Source organism: Aeromonas sp. TECH754 (genome assembly GCF_056279295.1).
Genome location: NZ_JBWBRA010000001.1, coordinates 3,286,721 through 3,305,335, shown reverse-complemented (window position 1 = coordinate 3,305,335; position 18,615 = coordinate 3,286,721). Strand labels below are relative to the sequence as shown.

Sequence of the window (18,615 nt, the reverse complement as noted above, 5' to 3'; positions counted from 1 at the left end):
GGCGCGGGGAAAAAGACAGATTGGAAGCGTCACACGGGTGGTACCTGGATGAGGGATGACCCGTGCCATCCAAGTATGAAGCCATGATGCCAGCCCCTGTCTGAAGCCCTTCTGAGGCGATTCTTCATGCTGCATTCATTTTGCTAAGCCCCCGTTGGCCTGGTTCGGGTGTCTGGATCTTGCGGTCAGGGCGTCAGCTCAAAGGACTGATGTGATTGCTCCAGCGCCAGCAGCCAGCGCTTGATGGGCAGACCTCCGCCATATCCGATCAGCTCGCCGCTGCGGCCTATGACCCTGTGGCAGGGCACTATGATGCTCAAGGGATTGCGACCGTTGGCGGCCCCGACCGCCCGCATCGCCTTGGGGTTGCCGATGGCCTTGGCGATCTCCAGATAGCTGGTGGTCTCGCCGTAGGGGATCTCGCACAGGGCCTGCCAGACCGATTGCTGGAACGGGGTGCCCCGGGCGGCGAGCGGCAGGTCAAAATGTTGCAGCCGGCCGGCGAAGTAGGCCTCGAACTGCTCGATGAAGGGGGCCAGCGCCACCTCGTCCCGCTGCCACTCCGGCGCTGGCTGCACCGGCCGCTCACCTCGTACAAATTCCACGTAGCGCAGTCCGTCCCGGTCGATGGCGACGAGCAGAGGGCCATGGCCGCTGTCACAAAAACTGTATTTCATCTTCTGCATTCCTTGGTTCGTGCCGGTCGGCAGGGCGCCTCATTCCAGCCCGGGTTTGCCGCGGGTCGATTTTATTTCCCCCTTGCGCTTCTTGGCATCGACCCGCTTGCGCTGGGAGCTGCGGGTCGGCTTGGTGGCGTGACGAGCCTTGGGGCGCCACGCGGACTTTTTCAGCAGTTCCACCAGCCGGGTCATGGCCTCCTTGCGGTTCATGTCCTGGCTGCGATGGGTCTCGACCCTGATCTGGATGAAGCCGTCGTGCACCCGGCTGTCGCTCAGCTTGTCGAGCCCCTCCTTGTAGAGGTCCGGCAGGCTGGGGGAGTCGCGGTAATCGAAGCGCAACCAGACGGCGGAGTCGGTTTTGTTGACGTGCTGACCCCCGGCACCCTGGGCGCGCATGGTCTGGAACTGCAGCTCATGCCAGGGAATGGTCACGCTGTTGGAGATGACTAACATGGGGTGATGCTCTCATTTGGTGCATCAAGGGAGTCTGGTGCAGCTTGGTGCCTCAAGATGGGGCGAGATGCGCTTCCTTGGTGATCCTGGGTCATAATGGCCCAAGGGTTAAATCCTATCTTTATGAAAATAAACAATAAAAATACTTGGCACAAGAATTGATGGCTCTATCCACGACATACCATGGATTGGGAGCAACCAGATGAAGCTGATTACTGCGATTATCAAACCCTTCAAATTGGACGATGTGCGCGAAGCCATCGCCACCCTGGGGGTCGAAGGTCTGACCGTGTCCGAGGTCAAGGGCTTCGGTCGCCAGAAGGGACATACCGAATTATACCGGGGAGCCGAGTATCAGGTCGACTTCCTGCCGAAGGTGAAGCTGGAAATCGCCACCGCCGACGAGAACGTGGAAGGGGTGATCGAGGCCATCTGCAAGGCGGCTTATACCGGCAAGATCGGCGATGGCAAGATCTTCGTCTACGACTTGTTGCAGGCGGTGCGTATCCGTACCGGCGAGAGCGACGACGAGGCGCTGTGATGCCCATGCTGCCGTGCGCCGGTCGGGGCGTAGGCGGTTTGGCGGAGCCAGGCTGGTTGAAGTGAGCGACATATCATCGAGAGGCCGGGTGGGATTCCATCCGGCCTCTTTGTTTGGTCGGTGGTTAAATATGTGATCCTACCTGTGCAAACGACCTTGATCCGGCGGTGCCGACTGTGCAGAATGCAAACGAAAATAGTTATCAATCGATGCACACAAGGAATGGATGATGAAAATGAAGATGTTGGCGCTGCTCTTCTCCTCGCTGGTCACCCAGTCGGCATTGGCAGCAGGGGAGGTGAACGTCTACTCCACCCGCCAGGATGAGCTGATCAAGCCCATCATCCAGCAGTTCGAGAAGGAGACCGGGATCAAGGTCAACGTGGTATTCGCCAAGGAGGGGCTGAACGAGCGTCTGGAGCGGGAAGGCAAGCTCTCCCCGGCCGACCTGATGCTGACCGTCGACATCAGCCGCCTGACCGATCTGGTGGACAAGGATCTGGTGCAGTCGGTCGACAGCAAGACTTTGCAGGAGAACATCCCCTCCATCTATCGCGATCCCGAGAACCGTTGGTTCGCCCTGACCACCCGGGTGCGCGCCATCTATTCCAGCAAGGAGCGCCTCGGCAAGCTCGACACCATCAGCTACGAAGATCTGGTCAAGCCTGAATTCAAAGGCAAAATTTGTACTCGCAGCGGCAAACACGAATACAATGTGGCGCTGGTCTCCTCCATGATCGCCCATCACGGCATGGCCGACACCAAGACCTGGCTGGAAGGGGTCAAGGCCAACCTGGCGCGCAAGCCGCAGGGCAACGATCGGGATCAGGTCAAGGCAGTCAAGGATGGCATCTGTGATATCGCCCTCGGCAACAGCTACTACCTGGGCGCCATGTTGAAAGATCCGGCGCAGAAGTCCTGGGCCGATGCGGTCTACATCAACTTCCCGAACCAGGGAGATCGCGGTGCCCACGTCAACGTGAGCGGTGTGGCCATGACCAAGTACGCCAAGAACAAGGTTGAGGCCCAGAAGCTGATGGAGTTCCTCTCCGGCGACACCGCCCAGCACCTGTATGCTGACGTGAATGCCGAGTATCCGGTCAAGGTCGGGGTGGAGCCGTCCGCCATGGTCAAGTCCTGGGGCAGCTTCAAGTCTGACGCCCTGCCGGTCAGCGACTATGCCAAGCACCGCAAGGACGCCTTGCAACTGCTGGATGAAGTGAAGTTCGATTTGTAATCAGATGGGGCCAAGGGCCCCATCAATCGCTGTGGTCTCATGAAAAATTCTGGTTGGATTGCCGGCAGCTGGGTCAGTGCCCTGCTGCTGGGTTTGCCCGTACTCGCCCTGATCTTCTCCGCCTTCTCGGCGGACGGAGAGCTGTTTCGCCATCTCACCGACACCGTCTTGCTCGACTACCTCGCCAACACCGCCGGACTGGTGCTGGGGGTGGTGGGGCTCAGCTTGCTGTTCGGGGTCCCCACCGCCTGGCTGGTGGCCATGTGTCAGGTGCCGGGGCGCCGTGCCCTGCAATGGGCGCTGATGTTGCCCATGGCCATGCCCTCCTACATAGTCGCTTACGTCTATACCGATCTGCTTGATTACTCGGGCCCGCTGCAGGCGGGACTGCGGGCCCTGTTCGGCTGGCAGAGCCCGGGTGACTACTGGTTCCCGGCCATTCGCTCCCTCGGCGGGGCCGCCTGGGTACTGGCACTGGTGCTGTTCCCCTATGTCTATCTGCTGACCCGGGCCTCCTTCCTGGAGCAGTCGGTCAGCCTCATTCACTCCAGCCGGCTGCTTGGCTGCACCCCCTGGCAGAGCTTTCGCCGCCTGAGCCTGCCGCTGGCGCGCCCCGCCATCATGGTCGCCATCTCTCTGGTGGCGATGGAAACCCTTGCCGACTTCGCCACCGTGCATTTCTTTGCCATCAACACCCTGACGACGGCCATCTACGACACCTGGCTCGGTTACGGCAGCCTGGCCACCGCCGCCAAGCTCTCCTGCCTGATGTTGCTGGCGGTGGTGGTGCTGATCGCGTTTGAACGGCGCTCTCGCCAGCGCCAGCAGGTGTTCCAGAAATCCATGGGCCACGAGCAACCGCTGCGTTATCCGCTCAAGGGGGGATGGCGCCTGCTGGCGGGGTTCTGGTGCTGGGGCCTGGTGCTGGCAGGCTTCGCCCTGCCGTTCGCCATCCTGCTCGATTACGGGGTGCGCTACTTCGCGCTCTCCTGGACGCCGGAGTTCGTCCGCTTCGCCGGCAACAGCCTGCTCATCTCGGCCTTGACCGCCCTGCTCGCCATGGCCGTCGCGCTGTTGCTCGGTTTCTGTCGCCGTCTCGACGGCGGCACTCGCAGCCTGCTACCCCTGCGCATCGCCGCCATGGGTTATGCCATGCCGGGCACAGTGCTCGCCATCGGGGTGCTGGTGCCGCTGACGGCGCTGGATTTCGGCATCAACGATCTGGCCGAGTGGCTTGGGCTTGCGGGGCCAGGTCTGCTGTTGACCGGCACCCTCACCGCCATCGTGTTCGGTTATCTGGTGCGCTTCGTGGCCATCGCCATCGGCTCGGTGGAGAGCAGCATGAGCAAGATCTCCCCCAGCCTCGACATGGCGGCGCGCTCCCTGGGGCAGGGGACCGGTGGCATGCTGCGACGGGTCCACCTGCCGCTGGTGCGGCGCGGCCTGTTTGCCGGCGCCATGCTGGTATTTATCGAATCCATGAAGGAGCTGCCCGCCGCCCTGCTGCTGCGGCCGTTCAACTTCGAGACCCTGGCGACCCACGTCTATCAGTTCGTCTCGGACGAGATGCTGGAGCGGGGGGCGCTCGGCGCCATCGTCATCGTGCTGGTGGGCCTGGTGCCGCTCATCTGGATCAACCGCAGCCTGGACAGCCAGGGCCATTGAGCCCTTGTCCGGCCTGACGTCAAAGAACGAGAGGAGACGAGCCTTGTCTTGTCTGAATATCGAGAAGGTCAGCTGTCACTACAACGGCCGGCCCGTGCTGGAGCAACTTTCTTTGCAGGTGGCCGACAACGGGATCGTCTGCCTGTCATGGGGTGGCCAGCGGCTGGCCCGGCGTTCCAACAAGAGAGGAAGAGTCCTTTGTCCTGCCTGAATATCGAGAAGGTCAGCTGTCACTACAACGGCCGCCCCGTGCTGGAGCAACTTTCTTTGCAGGTGGCCGACAACGAGATCGTCTGTCTGCTGGGTGCCAGCGGCTGTGGCAAGACCACCCTGCTCAAGGCCATTGCCGGCCTGCTGCCGCTGGCGCAGGGGACGATCCGGCTCGGCGATACCCTGCTGGACGGGCAGGGCCACAGCCTGGCACCGGAGGCGCGCAACATCGGCATGATCTTTCAGGATTACGCCCTGTTCCCGCACCTGACGGTGGCCGACAACGTCGGCTTCGGGCTGGTACGCCAAACCCGCAGCGTGCGCCAGCAGCAGGTGGAGGAGGCGCTGGCGCTGGTCAATCTGCAGGGGCTGGGGGAGCGCTATCCTCATCAGCTTTCCGGCGGTCAGCAGCAACGGGTCGCCATCGCCCGCGCCCTGGTGTGCAAGCCCAGGCTGATGCTGCTGGACGAGCCCTTCTCCAACATCGACACCCAGGTGCGGATGAAGTTGATCCTCGAGATCCGTACCCTGCTCAAGCGACAGGGCATCGGGGCCATCTTCGTCAGCCACAGCAAGGAGGAGGCGTTTGCCTTTGCCGACCGGCTGGCGCTGTTCCGGGCCGGCCACATCGAGCAGGTGGGGGAGCCGGAGCAGCTCTATCGCCGCCCGCAGAACCGCTTCGTGGCGGAGTTTCTCGGTGGGGTGAACTACCTGGCCGCCGAGGTGGTGGACGACCGCAGCGTGCAGACGGCGCTGGGGCTTATCTGCGGTCATGAACCCCATGGCCGCGCCGTCGGTGAGCGGTTGCAGCTGATGCTCAGACCCCAACAACTGGTGCTGACGGCGGCGGCAGAGGGGGAGCTCCGGGTACGGGAGCAGCAGTTCCTCGGTCACCACTGCCGGGTGCTGGTGGAGTGCGGGGATCTGCTGCTGGAGGCCAGCATAGGGGAGCCGCTGGAGGGAGAGCGAGCCGAGGTCACGGTTGCCCCCCATGCCCTGGTGCTGTTTGGGGATGTGCCCGATAGCGATGTGAAATCAAGGAATTGACGCTATTCCGGTTTATAATCCCGCCACGCCCATAGCAATGCCTTTGGAGAGAGAAATGAAAGCCCAAGCCGGGATCTGCGCAGAGCCGAATCTGCACGCCCTCTATCTGATGTTCAATCGCACCGGTGACGGTGCCGAGCTGGCGACCCGTCTGGCCAGGCTGCCGGTCCTGTGGGATGCGGTCAGTACCGATTTCCCCGATGCCGGTTTCTCCGGTCTGGTCGCCGTGGGGGCCGAGGGCTGGGATGCCATCTACCCCGCTGCCCGTCCGCCCCAGTTCCGCGGCTTCATGGCCCAGTCCGCCAACGGCCAGGAGGCGCCCAGTACTCCCTTCGATCTGTTCGTGCAACTGCGTGCCGACCGGGTCGACGTGCTGCATCACGCCGGTCAGCGGGTGATGGCGCTGCTGGCCGGCTTGGTCGAGCTGGCCGAAGAGGTCAGGGGCTTTCGCAACCAGGATTGCCGCGATCTCACCGGTTTCGTCGACGGCACCGAGAACCCGCAAGATGCGCACAGGGCCGAGGTGGCGCTGCTCGAGGGTGGCGAATTTGCCGGTGGCTCCTATATCCACGTCCAGCGCTGGGTGCATGCCCTGGCGGAGTGGGAGAAGCTGGCGCTGAAGGAGCAGGAAGACATCATAGGCCGTACCAAGCTCGACAACATCGAGTACGAGTCGGCCGACAAGCCGCAGACCTCCCACATCAAGCGGGTCAACCTCAAGACCCCCAAGGGGGAGTCCATGGAGATCCTGCGCCAGAGCATGCCCTGGGGCACCATGCGCGAGCAGGGGCTCTACTTCATCTCCTGCTGCCGCACGCCGCTGCACTTCAATGCCATGCTGGCGAGCATGTATAAAGGGGAGGGCAGTCACTACGATCACCTGCTGCGCTTCACCAAGGCAGTGACCGGGGTGGCGCTGTTCGCACCTTCGCAAGATTTCCTGCTATCACAGGGTAAATAACAGCACAAATACGCTGCAGAAATGAGCCGAAGCGGGTGGTCTGGTACGGATCTCTGACCCTGTCGGCTCAGCTGTGACGCCGGGCAACAGAGCCCGGGTGCAAGCCAGGCGACCGACAGGGCGCCCAGATAACAAAAATCCCGGCCTAGGCCGGGATTGTTCGTTCAGGGGCGCCGTCACAAGACGGCTCCTGCTCAAGGGGTCTGTTCGAACAGTTCGAGCGCCGAGAGGTAGAGTTCTTCGATATCGGTGTCGCTGGTCGGGGTGATGAAGATGGTGTCATCACCGGCGATGGTGCCGAGGATCCCTTCGGCCTTGCCGAGAGAGTCGAGCAGACGGGCGATCAGCTGAGCGGCACCCGGGCTGGTGTGGATCACCACCAGGGCCCCGTTGTGGTCGACATCCAGCACCAGGTTCTTGAGCGGGCTGGAGGTGGTTGGCACACCCAGTTCCACCGGCAGGCAGTAGACCATTTCCATCTTGGCGTTGCGGGTGCGAACGGCGCCGAAGCGGCTCAGCATGCGCGAGACCTTGGATTGGTTGATGTTCTCGAAGCCCATCTCTTGCAAGGCGGTGACTATCTCTGCCTGGGAGCCAAAACGCTCCTCTTTCAGCAGGGCTTTAAAGGCCTTGGCCAGTTTTTCTTGCTTGTCGTTATGTTTCATCTTGGACTCACGAATGAGGGGGGTGGCCGCCTGTCACGCTCAGGCGGCAGATACGAACAGCGCTGCTATTTTGCATTCATATGCCGGTTTTGGCAAGGAAGCGGCGCTTGTTCTGCATATTGATTCAAATATAGCTTGCATCCACCCAACCTAGCGCTAGAATCAGGACGAAATTTTGAAAACTTATTCAATTGGGCTGTATGGGTATTGAATTAATCGGCATCGAAAAATCCTGGCACAAGGTGCAGGTACTGCAACAGGTCAGCTTCAAGACCGCGCCCGGCGAGACCTTGGTATTGCTGGGCCCGAGCGGCGCTGGCAAGAGCTCGCTGCTGCGCATGATGAACCTGCTGGACACCCCGGATGCCGGTGTATTGCGCATCGGCGACAGTGAATTTTCTTTCCCGTCCTCCATGTCCGTGGTGCAATTCAACCGTCAGGCACAGGCTCTGCGCCGCAAGGTGGGCATGGTGTTCCAGCAGTACAATCTGTGGCCACATCTCACCGTGATGGAGAACCTCATCGAGGCGCCGGTCAAGGTGCTCGGCATGAGCCGCGAGGCCGCCATCGACAAGGGCGCCTATCTGCTCGCCCAGTTGCAGCTTGCCGACAAGCGCGACGCCTGGCCGGCACGCCTGTCCGGCGGCCAACAGCAGCGGGTCGCCATCGCGCGCACCCTGATGATGGATCCCCAGGTGCTGCTGTTTGACGAGCCGACCGCGGCGCTCGATCCCGAAATTACCAAAGAGGTGGCGGAGATCATCCGCACCCTGAGCCAGACCGGCATCACCCAGGTGGTGGTGACCCACGAGGTGGAGTTCGCCCGCAAGGTGGCCAGTCAGGTGATCTATCTGGAGAAGGGGCGGATCATCGAGTCCGGTAGTGCCGCCATCTTCCAGGCCCCGCAGACCAGCCGGTTTGCCGAATTCTTGATGCATTGATACTGAGTCGATAAGGAAGCTGTCATGAAAAAGAGTCTGCTGTTGATCGCCGCCATGGGCCTGCTGAGCACTTCCGTGCTGGCCAAGGAGATCAAGTTTGCCACCGAGGCAACCTACGCGCCGTTTGAATACCTGGATGACAAGAACGAGTTCCAGGGCTTCGACATCGACCTGGCCCGCGCCATCTGCGCCCAGGCCAAGCTGGAGTGCAGCTTCCACAACCAGGCCTTCGACAGCCTGATCCCCAGCCTCAAGTTCCGTCGCTACGATGCGGCCATCGCCGCCATGGACGTGACCCCGGAGCGGGCCGCCCAGGTCGATTTCTCCGACATCTATTACGAGAACTCCGCGGTGTTCGTGGCCAAGAAGGGCAGCTTCAAGGGCCCGGAAGAGCTGGTCGACAAGACGGTCGGCGTGCAGAACGGCACCTCCCACCAGTCCTATCTGGTGGATAACTGGATCAGCAAGGGCCTGCTGACCGTGCCTTACGCCAGCTACCAGAGCGCCTTCCTCGACATGATGAACGGCCGTACCGACGGCGTCTTCGCCGACACCGCCGTCGCCGCCGACTGGCTCAAGCAACACAAGGATTACAGCGTCATCGGCACCCCGGTGACCGACGCCAAGTACTTCGGTACCGGTTTTGGCATCGCGGTGGCGAAGGATAATAAAGAGCTGCTGACCCAGCTGAACAAGGGGCTGGCCGAGATCAAGGCCAATGGCACCTATCAGAAAATCTTCGACAAATACTTCGCGCAGTAAGCCATGTTGAGCCTGTTGTTGGATGCAGCCTGGATGACCCTCGGGCTGGCCTTGGCATCACTGGTCGGGGGCATGGTGCTGGCGCTGTCATTCAGCGCCGCCGAGCTCAGCAAGCGCAGTTGGTTGGTGTGGCCGGTGGCCACTCTCACTACGTTGATCCGCGGCCTGCCGGAGTTGCTGGTGGTGCTGTTCATCTACTTCGGCTCGACCCAGGTGCTGTTCCTCATCACCGGCGAGTACGTGGAGTTCAGCCCGTTCGCCTGCGGTGTGCTGGCGCTCTCCCTGCTGTTCGCGAGCTACGCCACCCAGACCCTGCGGGCGGCGCTCAATGCGGTGCCCGCAGGGCAGCGACTGGCGGCGCTGGCGCTTGGCCTCGGCAGAGGCCACATCTTCTTTCGCATCGTGTTGCCCCAGGCCTGGCGTCATGCCCTGCCCGGACTCGGTAACCAGTGGCTGGTATTACTGAAAGACACGGCGCTGGTCTCCCTCATCGGGGTGAACGAGATGATGCGTCAGGCGCAGATGGCCTCGGCCAGTACCTACGAACCCTTCACCTGGTATGCCGCGGCAGCCCTCATCTACTTGGGCATCAGCCTGGTGAGTGAGTTTGGCCTCAAGCAGGCTGCCCGTTATACCCGTCGTTACGGAGGCTGATCATGCCGGACTATCTCATGACCCTGCTGGGTGGATTAGTGATCACCCTGCAACCGACCGTCTTCAGTCAGCTGAGTGAATTCGGGTTCAAGCAGACATCCTGTTATACCCGCCGCTACGGAGGCTGATCATGCAAGACTATCTCATGACCCTGCTGGGTGGTCTGGCGATCACCCTGCAGCTGACGGCATTCAGTCTGTTGCTCGGCGTGCTGCTGGCGGTTGGCATGACCTGGGTGCTGGAGCGGCGCATTCCGGTGGCGACCCAGCTGGTGCAGCTGTGGGTGTTGCTCTTCACCGGCACGCCGTTGCTGATCCAGATCTTCCTCATCTATTACGGTCCTGGTCAGTTCGAGTGGCTCAAGGCTGGCCCGCTGTGGGTGCTGCTCAAGCAGCCCTGGTTCTGCGCCGTGCTGGCGCTGGGGTTTAACACTGCGGCCTATTCCACCCGGCTGTTCAAGGGGGCGCTCGATGCGATCCCGGCCGGTGAGGTGGAAGCCTGTCGGGCTCTCGGCTTCTCGGCCGGGCAGACCCTGTGGATGAAGGCGCGTCATGCCGCCCGCCGGCTGGTACCCGCCTACTCCAACGAGGTGATCCTGGTGCTCAAGGGCAGCTCGCTCGCCAGTACCATCACCATCATGGACATCATGGGGCTGGCCCAGCGTCTCAACGCGCAGACGTATGACACCCTAGCGGTGTTCACCGTGGCCGGTGCGCTCTACCTGACCATGAATGGATTGTTAACAATTGGTTTCCGTTGGTGTGAACGACGAGCTCTGGCATTTCAGTCCTGAAACAGTCGTAATTACCTCTTAATGGTGAGAGAGGCACAGAAAATCTGCGTCTTTCCTCCCATTTATCGCATATTCCTCTCCATTTTCATCCCCGCTTGTTCCTTGGCTCACAGAACTTGTGATTACAACTGTTATCAGATTGTTTTTTAGCAGGGGATCCTTTAAGGTGAGGCGCACAATAAGAAACAGCGTTAACCCAACTAGAAACAACCTTAAACCTACGCTTAAACATGGAGTTGATCATGAAAGTTGCCGTTCTGGGTGCCGCCGGTGGCATCGGCCAAGCCCTCGCTCTGCTGTTGAAAAATCGCCTGCCAGCTGGTTCCGAACTGAGCCTGTATGACATTGCCCCGGTCACCCCGGGCGTGGCGGCGGATCTGAGCCACATCCCGACTGACGTGAAAGTAAAAGGTTTCTGCGGTGAAGATCCGAGCCCAGCTCTGGTCGGCGCCGATGTCGTGCTGATCTCTGCCGGTGTGGCTCGCAAGCCGGGCATGGATCGTTCCGATCTGTTCAATATCAACGCCGGTATCGTCAAGAACCTGGTGGAGAAGTGCGCGGCCAGCTGCCCGACCGCGCTGATCGGCATCATCACCAACCCGGTCAACACCACGGTCGCCATCGCCGCCGAAGTGCTCAAGAAAGCCGGTGTCTATGACAAGCGTCGCCTGTTCGGCGTCACCACCCTGGACGTGATCCGTGGTGAGACCTTCGTGGCCGAAGCCAAGGGTCTGAACATCGACAAGATCCGTGTCAACGTGATCGGTGGCCACAGTGGCGTGACCATTCTGCCGCTGTTGTCCCAGATCGAAGGGGCCAGCTTCACCGCCGAAGAAGCGGCTGCCATGACCAAGCGCATCCAGAATGCCGGCACCGAAGTGGTGGAAGCCAAGGCCGGTGGCGGTTCTGCCACCCTGTCCATGGGTCAGGCTGCCTGCCGTTTCGGTCTGTCGCTGATCAAGGGTCTGCAGGGCGAAGCGAATGTCATCGAGTGCGCCTATGTGGAAGGCAATGGCGAGCACGCCACCTTCTTCGCACAGCCCATCCTGCTGGGCAAGCACGGCGTCGAGTCCGTGCTGGACTACGGCAAGCTGAGCGCCTTCGAGCAAGAGTCCATGAACAGCATGCTGGCCACCCTGAAGGCCGACATCCAGCTGGGCGTCGACTTCGTCAAATAAGCCGCAGCGTCGGTCATAAGGGGAGCCTCGGCTCCCCTTTGTCATTCTGGTGCCGGCCAAGCACCTGGTGAGAGGGCTAAGGAGTTGGGGTTTGCTGCCGATAACCGAGAGCAGCAGGAGATCTTCATGATGAAACCCAGTACCTTCGTCGGCTTTATCTGTTTATGCAGCCTCCCCTTGCAGGGGGCAGAGCCGGTCTCGGCTGCCTCGCAAACCCGGGCGCCTGTGGTGTCTGCTGCCACTGTGCCATCGAGTGCCGCCACCTCGGCTCCTGTGCCAGTGATTTCTGCTTCCATATCAGCCGTTTCTACTTCTGTGCCAGTGATTTCTGCTGCGGTGCCAGCTGTCTCGACTGCGGTATCAGCAGCCCCCGCCGTGGCCCCGGTCGTCCCTGCACCGACTGCGCCCATCCCGACATCGACCGCATCCGCCCCCTTGCCCGAGCCGCTGAGCACGGGCTTGCAGGCGGTGCAGCTCTATCGGCAGGACGAGCTGCTCAACTGGATTGAGCAGGGCCGTCATCTGACCCGGGTGAAGCAGGACCGATGCCAGCTGACCCAGGACATAGAGGCCCGTGCCTCGGTGATGAAGATCCCCGCCTATCAGTTTCTGTGGGGTGACATGTTGGCCTGGGGGGTCTGCATCAAGCCCGACGCAGAGGTTGGCGTGCAATATATGTGGGAGGCGGCCAATCAGGGGCTGGCGCCGGCGCTGGAGCAGCTCGGCCGCTACTACTGGAAGGGGATCCTGGTGCAAAAGGATCTGGCGCGGGCCGAGACTCTGATGCGGGAGGCGGCCAGCCTGGGTTTCCAGCGGGCGCAGATCGAATGGGTCGAGATGCTGCTGCAGGGCATGGGCAGCCCACTGGATTATGAGGAGGCCTATCACTGGCTGCACGGCACCGTCATCGGTGACAAGGCCACTCACCAGAAGGCGGCGAGCCTGCTGAGCCGGCTCGGCAATCGGATGCCCGCCAACGCCATTGCCCGCGCCAAGGCGATGCACTGAATCCTGCCTGATGTGATAGCGGATATGACAAGGCCCACGAACCTGTGTTCGTGGGCCTTGTTGCATCTCGCCATGAAGGGCGTTGGCGTCTTATAGATCCTGATGGGGGCCGAACACCTCGTAGTGCATCCGCTCGGCAGGCACACCCAGCGCCAGCAACTGGGCCTTTATCGACGTCATGAAGGCGAGGGGGCCGCAGAAATAATAGTGGGCATTGGCCGGGATGAGGTCAGTGACCTGCTCCAGCACCATGGTGCCGCTGAAGTCATAGTCTTCTCCTTCCACATCCTGGGCGGCGGGGGTGCGATACCAGACTCGGCTCTGCAGCTTGGCGTGTTGCCGGCTCTTGGCCTGGATCTCTTCCTTGAAGGCATGCACGGCGCCCTGTTCGCAGGCATGCAGCCAGCGGATGTCGGCAGCCTGCTCGTTCTGCAGTCGCTGATTGAGCATGCTCAGCATGGGGGTGAGGCCCACACCGGCACTGAGCAATACCACGGGGCAGCCGGCGTCGGCTTGCAGGAAGAAGTCACCGGTCGGCGGCATCAGCGCCACCTCGTCACCCGCTTGCAACTGGTCATGCAGCAGATTGGAGACCTGGCCCTGGGGCTCGCGCTTGACGCTGATGCGATAGTCGCGGCCGTTGGGGGCATCGGAGAGGGAGTATTGGCGGATCTCCTGATACTCCAGCGCCGGGTGGTTGAGCTGGATGCTGAGGTATTGCCCCGGTTTGAAGGTGAGCACGGGCTTGCCATCGGCGGGAGCCAGCACGAAGGAGGTGATGAGTTCGCTCTCCTTGCGTTTCTCCTTGATGATGAAGGGGCGGGCACCCTGCCAGCCACCGGCCTGCGCCGCCCGCTCCTGATAAATCTCGCTCTCCCGGCCGATGAAGATGTTGGCCAGCACCCCATAGGCCTTGCCCCAGGCATCCAGCACCTCGTCAGTCACCGCACTACCTCCCAATTCTTTGAGCGTGGCCAAGAGATGACTACCCACAATGTGATATTGTTCCGGCTGGATAAGGAAACCCGTGTGCTTGTGGGCAATGCGTTCCACCGCGCCGGCCAGGGCACCCAGGTTGTCGATATTCTTGGCGTAGGCCGCCACGGCGTTGAACAGTGCCAACGGTTGACCACCGCTGCGCTGGTGGGCCAGGTTGAAAATATCTTTCAGCTCGGGATTGTGGCTGAACATACGCTGATAGAAATGCTGGGTGAGCGCAGGCCCCGCCGATTCGAGCAAGGGAATGGTACTTTTGATGACGGCGATGGTGGCTTGATCTAACATAGGGGAGTCCTTACTAATTGAGCATTTAAGATGTCACTTAATAAGTTGCATCCTAGATGTTTAATTGATCTGAATCAACAATCAATTTTGCGCTTTGCGCCATAGGCACTATGAGACTGACTAGCTATACCGATTTTGGATTGAGAGCCTTGCTCTATCTGGCCACCCTGCCGGAGGGGGAGCTATCGAGCGTGGCCAAGGTATCGGCCTTGTACGATGTGTCCCGCAATCACATGGTGAAGGTGGTGAACCAGCTGGTGAAGTTGGGCTATCTGCAATCCCAGCGCGGCAAGAACGGCGGGATCCGCATGGCCTGTGCGCCTGAGGACGTCAACATCGGTCAGGTGATCCGGGCACTGGAAGGCAATCTGGACGGGATCGACTGTGGCTCGCCGGTCTGCCATATCGTCTCGGTCTGCTTGCTGAAGAGCGCCTTGAAGGAGGCGATGAATGCCTTCCTGGCGGTGATGGACAGCTATACGCTGCAAGACTTGCTGGCCAACCGCGCCGAGTTGCAGCAGGTGTTTGGCGAGTTGATCCCGACTCTGGTGTTGGAGCCGGAACCGGAAGAAGAGAACGAGTAAGACGAAAAAGGCTGCCATCGGCAGCCTTTTTTCAATCCTCGTAAGCCGAGTCACTGCGGTATAGATGCGGCATGATCCGCGCCATCTTCACCATGTTGTTCTCGACTTCAATGATCTCGATGGGATAACCCGCCAGCCTGACGCAGATGTTGGGCTGGGGGATCTCCTCCAGATATTCCAGGATCACCCCGTTGAGGGTGCGTGGCCCCTCGATGGGCAGATGCCAATTCATCTCCTTGTTCAGCTCGCGGATGCTGGCCGAGCCTTCCACCAGGAAGGAGCCGTCCGGCTGGGGATGGATCTCGTCGCTCGGGGTCGGCGTCATGGAGGTGGTGAAGTCCCCGACTATCTCCTCGAGTATGTCATCCAGGGTGATCAGCCCCTGAATGTCCCCGTATTCATCGACAATCAGCCCGATCCGTTCCTTGTTGCGCTGGAACTTGGCCAGCTGCACGTTGAGCGGCGTCCCCTCCGGAATGAAGTAGATGGGATCGACCTCCCGCAGCAGGCTGGACTTGTTGAATTGATCCCTGGCGACCAGCCTGAGCGCATCACGTGCGTGCAAGAAGCCGACAACGTCATCGATGTTGTCGCGATACAGCAGGATCTTGGTGTGGGCGCCGTGGGCCAGCTGACGCAGTATGGTCTTCCAGTCATCGTTGATGTCGATGGCGAAGATATCGCTGCGCGGCACCATGATGTTTTCCACCGTCATCTTGTCCAGATCCAGGATGCCGATCAGCATCTCCTGATGGCGCTGGGGGATCAGGCTGCCCGCCTCGTTGACCAGGGTGCGCAGCTCATCTGCATTGAGCGAGTCATTCGTGGTGTGATTCAGCCGCATCAGCCTGAGCAGCAAGGTGGTGATACCGTTGATGAGCCAGACGAAGGGGGAGAGGGGAACCATCAAGCCCTTGAGGATCCAGGAGGCCGGATAGGCAATCTTCTCGGGGAACATGGCCGCCAGGGTCTTGGGGGTAACTTCGCCAAACACCAGTACCACCAGGGTCAGGCCTACGGTGGCGATGACGATGCCGAGATCCCCGAACAACCGGATGCAGACGATGGTGGCGATGGCGGACGCCAGGATGTTGACCAGGTTGTTGCCGATGAGGATGAGCCCGAGCAGGCGATCCGGCCTGGCCAGCAGTTTTTCTACCCGGCGGGCGGCCTTGTGTTTGGTCTGGGCCAGATGCCGCAACTTGTAGCGGTTGAGGGACATCAGACCGGTTTCGGAACTGGAGAAGAAGGCTGACAAGAGGATCAAGATAACGAGGACAATCAGCAGTGTGCTCGTCGAGATACTGTCCAAAAAAGGCTCCTGTTGGATGATGGGGCGATGGCCGGGCCGTCAGCTCAGCAAGACTTCCTTGACGAAACGGCTGCCAAAATAGGCCAGGGTCAGGATGACGCTGCCGATGAGGCTCAGGGTAATGACCTTGCGGCCACGCCAGCCACGGCTGTGATGACCCCACAGCAGCAGCACGTAGACGCACCAGGCGAGGATCGACAGCACCGCCTTGTGGGACTTGCCCTGGGCGAACATGTCTTCCAGGAAGAACAGGCCGGAGGCGATAGACAGCGTCAGCAGGAACAGGCCGGCCGAGATGAGCTGGAACAGCCGTTTCTCCACCGTCATCAGCGGCGGCATGGCGGGCAGGTTGCTGATCTTTCTGGATTTCAACTTCCGGTCCAGATAGGCCAGCTGCAACGCAAACAGACAGGCTATCATCAGCACCGAGTAGGCCATCAGGGCGAGCCCGATGTGCAGCAGCAGCTGGGGATGGGCTTCGAGGTGAGTGATGTAGCGGCCTGGGATGAGGGCGCTCGCCGCGAGCAGCAGGGCCGAGAAACTGTAGACCACGGGCAGCAGGATCCAGCCGTTGAAGCGGCGGGTCACGCAGGTCATGAAGCAGCTGATGATGAGGGCGACCAGAGAGGCGACGTTCAGCATGCTGAGATTCTGGCCGGACTGAGTGGCCAGCACTTCGCTGCCCACAGCGATACCGTGGGCCGTCAGGGCCAGTCCGATACAGGCGAACAGCGACACTTGCCCGACGGGCTTGGCACTGAGCAGCAAATGCAGCGAGGCGATGATGGCCAGCAGGTAAAACGCCAGGGCCAGAACAGAGATCACGATCATAACCAGGTCGTTGTTAAACAAGCTTTATGAATAAGAGGGGCAGTATACCTTGCACAAGATATGCTCGCCAGTTGTGCCAGGGGCTAACTGCCCATATATAAGGAGCAGGTGGCCGCTTCGTGCGGTGAATAATCGTCCTCTGGCGTTGACTGAGGTATGATGCGCCTCATCTATCACGCCTGACCATCCTGATGGCAGGCGGCCGCTGTGCGGCGAATCATCGTCCTCATAGTGCTGACTGGGGTATAATGCACCCCATTTGTTACGCCAAGAACCGGAATGCGTCATGTTTGAGAATTTGACTGAACGACTCTCGCGCACCCTGCGCAATGTCAGCGGCCGTGGCCGACTGACCGAAGAGAACATCAAGGAAACCTTGCGTGAAGTGCGCATGGCGCTGCTCGAGGCGGACGTCGCCCTGCCGGTCGTGCGTGACTTCGTGGCACGGGTCAAGGAACGGGCCGTCGGCCAGGAAGTGGCCAAGTCCCTGAGCCCGGGCCAGGCATTCATCAAGATCGTCCATGGCGAGCTGGTCTCGGTCATGGGCGAGGCGAACGAGCAGCTCAACCTGGCCGCCCAGCCGCCGGCCATCATCCTGATGGCGGGTCTGCAGGGTGCCGGTAAGACCACAACCGTGGCCAAGCTGGCCAAGTTGCTCAAGGAACGCAGCAAGAAGAAGGTACTGGTGGTCAGTGCGGACGTCTACCGCCCCGCGGCGATCAAGCAGTTGGAGACCCTGGCCGGCGACATCGGGGTCGATTTCTTCCCGAGTGACGTGACCCAGAAGCCGGTGGCGATCGCCACCGCCGCCATCGATCAGGCCCGCAAGAAATTCTATGACGTGGTGATCGTCGATACCGCCGGTCGCTTGCACGTCGATGGCGAGATGATGGCGGAGATCCAGGATCTGCACGCCACCATCAAGCCGGTCGAGACCCTGTTCGTGGTCGACGCCATGACCGGTCAGGATGCGGCCAACACCGCCAAGGCGTTCAACGAGGCGCTGCCGCTTACCGGCGTGATCCTCACCAAGGCGGACGGTGACGCCCGCGGCGGTGCCGCCCTGTCGGTGCGCCACATCACCGGCAAGCCGGTCAAGTTCATCGGTATGGGCGAGAAGACAGACGCGCTGGAGCCGTTCCATCCGGATCGTCTCGCCTCCCGCATCCTCGGCATGGGGGACGTGTTGTCGCTCATCGAGGAAGTGGAGCGCACCGTCGATAAAGAGAAGGCTGCCAAGCTGGCCGACAAGGTCAAGAGTGGCAAGGGCTTCGATCTGGAAGATTTCCGTGAGCAACTGGCTCAGATGCGCAACATGGGCGGCATGATGGGCATGCTCGACAAGCTGCCCGGCATGTCCGGTCTGCCGGATAACGTGAAAGACCAGATGGATGACAAGCTCACCGTGCGCATGGAGGCCATCATCAGCTCCATGACGCCCAAGGAGCGCGCCCACCCCGATCTCATCAAGGGTTCGCGCAAGCGTCGCATCGCCGCGGGCTCTGGCATGCAGGTGCAGGACGTGAACAAGCTGCTCAAGCAGTTCACCGAGATGCAGCGCATGATGAAGAAGATGTCCGGCAAGGGCGGCATGCGCAAGATGATGGGTCAGATGAAGAACATGCTGCCACCCGGCTTCGGTGGCGGCGGTCGCGGCCCGTTCTGATCCCGCGGGATTCAGCCAGTTCAGGGGCCCACGACATGTGGGCCCTTTTCATGATGCACCCTGCGCAAAAAATGGCTGGTTTGGTTGCAATTATTACGAATCCAAGTAGAATTACGCGGCTTATTTTAAGCTAGGGTCCGCGT

Annotated in this window: 20 protein-coding genes; 14 read left to right on the top strand and 6 right to left on the bottom strand. The window is 60.8% G+C overall.

Annotation, left to right across the window (positions count from 1 at the left end):
* Positions 1–185 precede the first annotated feature (185 nt).
* Both ACZ9IL_RS14900 and arfB read right to left on the bottom strand, forming a co-directional pair.
* Positions 186–677 carry a methylated-DNA--[protein]-cysteine S-methyltransferase gene (locus tag ACZ9IL_RS14900; RefSeq protein ID WP_476004187.1) on the bottom strand — a complete coding sequence of 164 codons (492 nt, stop codon included), beginning with the start codon at positions 675–677 and terminating at the stop codon, positions 186–188.
* Between the two features lie 39 nt (positions 678–716).
* Complete coding sequence (gene arfB, locus ACZ9IL_RS14895) at positions 717–1,133, bottom strand: alternative ribosome rescue aminoacyl-tRNA hydrolase ArfB (protein WP_476004186.1); 417 nt, start codon at positions 1,131–1,133, stop codon at positions 717–719.
* Positions 1,134–1,335: 202 nt separating this feature from the next.
* Here arfB and glnK point away from each other — a divergent pair, with 202 nt between their 5' ends.
* The 5 genes from glnK (at position 1,336) to ACZ9IL_RS14870 (ending at position 6,794) form a co-directional block, all read left to right on the top strand.
* Positions 1,336–1,674 carry a P-II family nitrogen regulator gene (gene glnK, locus ACZ9IL_RS14890; protein ID WP_476004185.1) on the top strand — a complete coding sequence of 113 codons (339 nt, stop codon included), beginning with the start codon at positions 1,336–1,338 and terminating at the stop codon, positions 1,672–1,674.
* Between the two features lie 229 nt (positions 1,675–1,903).
* Positions 1,904–2,911 (top strand): Fe(3+) ABC transporter substrate-binding protein, encoded by a 1,008-nt coding sequence (locus tag ACZ9IL_RS14885; protein WP_476004184.1) that lies wholly within the window; start codon positions 1,904–1,906, stop codon positions 2,909–2,911.
* Positions 2,912–2,950: 39 nt separating this feature from the next.
* Positions 2,951–4,576 carry an ABC transporter permease gene (locus tag ACZ9IL_RS14880; RefSeq protein WP_476004183.1) on the top strand — a complete coding sequence of 542 codons (1,626 nt, stop codon included), beginning with the start codon at positions 2,951–2,953 and terminating at the stop codon, positions 4,574–4,576.
* 198 nt (positions 4,577–4,774) lie between these two features.
* A complete protein-coding gene (locus tag ACZ9IL_RS14875) occupies positions 4,775–5,833 on the top strand; it encodes an ABC transporter ATP-binding protein (protein WP_476004182.1) in 1,059 nt (352 codons plus the stop codon).
* A gap of 55 nt (positions 5,834–5,888) precedes the next feature.
* Entirely contained in the window at positions 5,889–6,794 is a 906-nt protein-coding gene (locus tag ACZ9IL_RS14870; protein WP_476004181.1) for a Dyp-type peroxidase, read from the top strand.
* Between the two features lie 194 nt (positions 6,795–6,988).
* On the opposite strand, the gene argR is transcribed toward ACZ9IL_RS14870, so the two are convergent.
* A complete protein-coding gene (argR, locus tag ACZ9IL_RS14865; protein WP_005308670.1) occupies positions 6,989–7,459 on the bottom strand; it encodes a transcriptional regulator ArgR in 471 nt (156 codons plus the stop codon).
* Positions 7,460–7,659: 200 nt separating this feature from the next.
* On the opposite strand from argR, the gene ACZ9IL_RS14860 reads away from it, so the two are divergent.
* The 7 genes from ACZ9IL_RS14860 to ACZ9IL_RS14830 all read left to right on the top strand — a co-directional run bounded on the left by ACZ9IL_RS14860 (position 7,660) and on the right by ACZ9IL_RS14830 (position 12,795).
* Entirely contained in the window at positions 7,660–8,400 is a 741-nt protein-coding gene (locus ACZ9IL_RS14860; protein ID WP_476004180.1) for an ATP-binding cassette domain-containing protein, read from the top strand.
* Between the two features lie 24 nt (positions 8,401–8,424).
* Complete coding sequence (locus tag ACZ9IL_RS14855; protein WP_476004179.1) at positions 8,425–9,162, top strand: transporter substrate-binding domain-containing protein; 738 nt, start codon at positions 8,425–8,427, stop codon at positions 9,160–9,162.
* A 3-nt stretch (positions 9,163–9,165) separates the two neighbouring features.
* A complete protein-coding gene (artQ, locus tag ACZ9IL_RS14850; RefSeq protein ID WP_476004178.1) occupies positions 9,166–9,816 on the top strand; it encodes an arginine ABC transporter permease ArtQ in 651 nt (216 codons plus the stop codon).
* Positions 9,817–9,818: 2 nt separating this feature from the next.
* Positions 9,819–9,944, top strand: coding sequence for a hypothetical protein (locus ACZ9IL_RS14845; RefSeq protein WP_476004177.1), 126 nt, complete (start codon positions 9,819–9,821; stop codon positions 9,942–9,944).
* 2 nt (positions 9,945–9,946) lie between these two features.
* Positions 9,947–10,609, top strand: coding sequence for an arginine ABC transporter permease ArtM (gene artM, locus ACZ9IL_RS14840; RefSeq protein ID WP_476004176.1), 663 nt, complete (start codon positions 9,947–9,949; stop codon positions 10,607–10,609).
* Between the two features lie 242 nt (positions 10,610–10,851).
* Positions 10,852–11,787: a malate dehydrogenase gene (gene mdh, locus ACZ9IL_RS14835; protein WP_476004175.1), complete on the top strand. Its 936-nt coding sequence runs from the start codon at positions 10,852–10,854 to the stop codon at positions 11,785–11,787.
* A gap of 408 nt (positions 11,788–12,195) precedes the next feature.
* Positions 12,196–12,795 (top strand): tetratricopeptide repeat protein, encoded by a 600-nt coding sequence (locus ACZ9IL_RS14830; RefSeq protein ID WP_476005361.1) that lies wholly within the window; start codon positions 12,196–12,198, stop codon positions 12,793–12,795.
* A gap of 90 nt (positions 12,796–12,885) precedes the next feature.
* Here the strand turns inward: ACZ9IL_RS14830 and hmpA are convergent, their stop codons facing one another.
* Complete coding sequence (gene hmpA / locus ACZ9IL_RS14825) at positions 12,886–14,079, bottom strand: NO-inducible flavohemoprotein (protein WP_476004174.1); 1,194 nt, start codon at positions 14,077–14,079, stop codon at positions 12,886–12,888.
* A gap of 110 nt (positions 14,080–14,189) precedes the next feature.
* Here hmpA and ACZ9IL_RS14820 point away from each other — a divergent pair, with 110 nt between their 5' ends.
* Entirely contained in the window at positions 14,190–14,663 is a 474-nt protein-coding gene (locus ACZ9IL_RS14820; RefSeq protein ID WP_476004173.1) for an Rrf2 family transcriptional regulator, read from the top strand.
* 31 nt (positions 14,664–14,694) lie between these two features.
* Here the strand turns inward: ACZ9IL_RS14820 and ACZ9IL_RS14815 are convergent, their stop codons facing one another.
* Together ACZ9IL_RS14815 and ACZ9IL_RS14810 are read right to left on the bottom strand one after the other, a co-directional pair.
* Positions 14,695–15,975 carry an HlyC/CorC family transporter gene (locus tag ACZ9IL_RS14815; protein WP_476004172.1) on the bottom strand — a complete coding sequence of 427 codons (1,281 nt, stop codon included), beginning with the start codon at positions 15,973–15,975 and terminating at the stop codon, positions 14,695–14,697.
* 39 nt (positions 15,976–16,014) lie between these two features.
* Entirely contained in the window at positions 16,015–16,806 is a 792-nt protein-coding gene (locus tag ACZ9IL_RS14810; RefSeq protein ID WP_476004171.1) for a cytochrome C assembly family protein, read from the bottom strand.
* Positions 16,807–17,092: 286 nt separating this feature from the next.
* Between ACZ9IL_RS14810 and ffh the strand changes: the two genes are divergently transcribed.
* Positions 17,093–18,472 (top strand): signal recognition particle protein, encoded by a 1,380-nt coding sequence (gene ffh, locus ACZ9IL_RS14805; RefSeq protein ID WP_476004170.1) that lies wholly within the window; start codon positions 17,093–17,095, stop codon positions 18,470–18,472.
* Positions 18,473–18,615 lie beyond the last annotated feature (143 nt).